This window comes from Viridibacillus soli (assembly GCF_016612995.1).
GTDB classification, from domain to species: Bacteria; Bacillota; Bacilli; order Bacillales_A; family Planococcaceae; genus Viridibacillus; species Viridibacillus soli.
In genome coordinates this window covers 1-2947 of the sequence record NZ_JAEOAH010000079.1, presented here as the reverse complement: position 1 = coordinate 2947, position 2947 = coordinate 1, and the positions used below count along the sequence as shown (strand labels likewise).

Sequence of the window (2947 nt, the reverse complement as noted above, 5' to 3'; positions counted from 1 at the left end):
CTTATCAGAATTGTCTAAATTAGTGTAACCTATCCACTTGCCTATCGAAATACTAAAAGGAACACAGGAAGTAAAACGGCAGGAACAGATAAACTAACAATTAAAGATATTAGTCATTTATCAGTGGAAGATGTAATGGCGAAGGTTCAAAGTATGTTTCAATGGTTTGAACCACAGAAAGGTAGACGTGTTTTAATTCCTAAAGCAGATGCTTTAATGAAGTAATGAAAAAGCTCAATTTCTCTATTAAAATTTAGGGAGAAGTTGTGCTTTTTAGTATTGGATTTCCTTATCGGTGTAAATCCGCATTTTCCAGGCGGTACTCCTTATTGCGTATAAGGATACTGCCGACATTTAATCGCTAAGTCCCGTCCTTACTTCATTTGTTCCCCATTTATTATCAAAAATCAATCGATTTAGTTGTTCACGTTTTTCCCAGTTGTGTATTTCAAGCAAGGGGCGATCTGGATAATTATCTGTATACCCGATAGAAATTAATGCTATGGGATCAATATGATATGGAATCTCAAGAATTTTTCTTACATCGGACTTTTTATAAAAACTTACCCATCCCATAGCTAATCCTTCTGCGTAAGCAGCAAGCCACATATTTTGAATCGCACAACTAACAGACATCAGATCAGTTTCCGGAATAGAGTTTCTCCCCAATACATGATCCCCCCCGCTAAAAGGATTGCAAGTTACACATATAGTAACAGGAGCTTCAATAATACCGGCAATTTTTAGATCAAGAAACTTCAACTCACGATCTGTATCTTCATAATGTATGGCTAATGCTCGTCTTTCTTTTTCAACGATTTTTGCAAGTTCTTTCTTAATCTCATCATTTTTTATAATAATAAAATTCCATGGCTGCATAAAACCAACTGATGGAGCACGGTGAGCTGCCTCTAATAAATTATATAATTTATCATCAGGTATGGGGATATTTAAAAAGGACCTTATATCTCTCCTATTAAAAATGGCCTTATATACTCCGTTTCGCTCTTCTTTAGTTAATTGATACAAAACTACCCCTCCAAATTTATTAGAATTACCAAATTTTTATAATAACTAGGTCGAATACTGGGATTTTCTAAACCAGCAGGCCCTCTGGGACTGATTCATCGTTAATTTTGTCCGGTGGTTATGACAGCTACTCCTCAACTTCAGTGGTGGGACTTATAAAAACAATTTTGTAATTGCTGGAAGCATACTCTTTGGTGCAGATCTACTAACAGCTATACTTACTCATTTTATATCCTTTTTGAGTAAATCAATAATTCTGTCAAGTTTCTTTTTTAAAGTCGCATTTTTGGGGTTCTCTTTTCTTTTAGTCTTAAAAAACCTTATTAAATTAACCATTAGAACAATAATAAAAAATATCTATATTAAGCTAAAAGCCTGAAAAAGTATATCGCTCAAATTGATGTTCAAAGTTTACCCATTCCACATAAATTTTATCAGAAGTGGTCTATATATACCAATGGTCATATTCAGCAGATAATGAAGCAGTTAATTCAAGAATCGGGCGCTTTTCTGGAAAAAGGTCCATTTAATAGCATTTAATGAATTAACTTTTTCTTTAAATAACAGATAATTGAATGGGAAATACAATTAACCGGTAACCCCTATCCTCCATGTAGAAAAGCCCTTTGGAAATTTGAAATCAATTAGTTTTTCTTTGTCTTTAGTTGATAATATAGAATCAGGGTATTTATCGGAATCTTTAATCCAATTAGATTTATTCATAGCCCAATTATATTCATTTGTTGTTTCATCCAATTCAGCTACAATATAGTTTTTTACTAATTGAGAGTAGAAATGGTGCATTGATTTTTTTAGTAATTCCTCTGTAAGTTTGTATTCATTATCATGCTGCTTTTTTAAAATAACCTTTTGTTCTTCTTCTTGTCGTTTTTTCTCCTCTTCAATATGATGAATTTTTACTTCTTCATCAATTTTTTTAGGGAGTGAAAAAATATAGAGAAATACTTTCTTTAATAAGTCATCATATGTGTCTGTTTTAGTTTGTTTAATAAGTTTTTCATTCTTATTCCACCGAAGCCATTCAAGACGATACCCTACTTCAACATTCAATTTACCAGTTGAAATATATTCAAAAGTTTTATAGGGTGAATATCTATCATCATCAGGAGATAAAATTACTTTATTTGACGGAAGTCTAAAATGTAGTGTGAAAATATAGCTTTTGTATAGTACTTGAGTTTCTTCATGTGTAATGCTTATTTTTACTCCTGCACTTTCAAGAGCTTTGAATAAGCTATCAATAAAAGACAGTGTTTCAGGATTAATTACTCCGGATGATGAATTTATTTTCATCTTTGCTTCTCTACCATAATACGGAATACGGCCTTTTTCCTTTTGACGATATCTAGCTATCTCTTTGTGTGGTTTAGAAGAAAGGGTTTTATTCACTTTTAATGAATTATAAATCTTCGTGAGCAGCAATTGTTCATCTTTATCGAAATATGAGAAGTATTCTGGTTGGCTCGGTATAATCTCATTATTAGTTGTTAATTTAAAGTCTTTTTTATTTTTTGATGACAATAGTTTTGGTAAAGGTGTACTTTTTACTTTAATTTCCTCGATAAAAATCTCTGAGTTATCACTAGGATTAGAAAGTAATGATTGAGTAGGTTTTTCCTTTCCCATGTATAAACTGCTCCAATATGATGCTGTGGGTAAAGGAATATCATTGGAAATACAAGCACTTTTAAGCTTATTGTATGGAATATTTAATTCCTTGGCTGTTTTTGAAATTCCAATAGACCAAAGTTTTGCATAAAGGTTTTTTCAGGTTATAGATACCATAATTTTAACCTCCTTAAAAAGCATGAATTAGTTAATAACTTTTTTGTATATTATAAACAATTTTTCACTAGCGTTGCATTAAAATAACTTTAGTTTTAAAAACACTCGAAAT

2 protein-coding genes are annotated in these 2947 nt (G+C 31.6%); both read right to left on the bottom strand.

Translation table 11 applies throughout. The features are described from left to right. Positions 1–354 precede the first annotated feature (354 nt). A complete protein-coding gene (gene bluB, locus JFL43_RS22020; protein WP_200750702.1) occupies positions 355–1029 on the bottom strand; it encodes a 5,6-dimethylbenzimidazole synthase in 675 nt (224 codons plus the stop codon). Positions 1030–1617: 588 nt separating this feature from the next. Further along, the gene (locus JFL43_RS22015) at positions 1618–2676 is read right to left on the bottom strand and encodes a hypothetical protein (RefSeq protein WP_200750701.1); all 1059 of its coding nucleotides are present in this window, start codon (positions 2674–2676) and stop codon (positions 1618–1620) included. Between the last annotated feature and the right edge of the window lie 271 nt (positions 2677–2947).

Coding starts and splice junctions, on each gene's coding strand:
- JFL43_RS22015 (WP_200750701.1), bottom strand. CDS start 2,676: ATGGGAAAGGAAAAACCTACTCAATCATTACTTTCTAATCCTAGTGAT.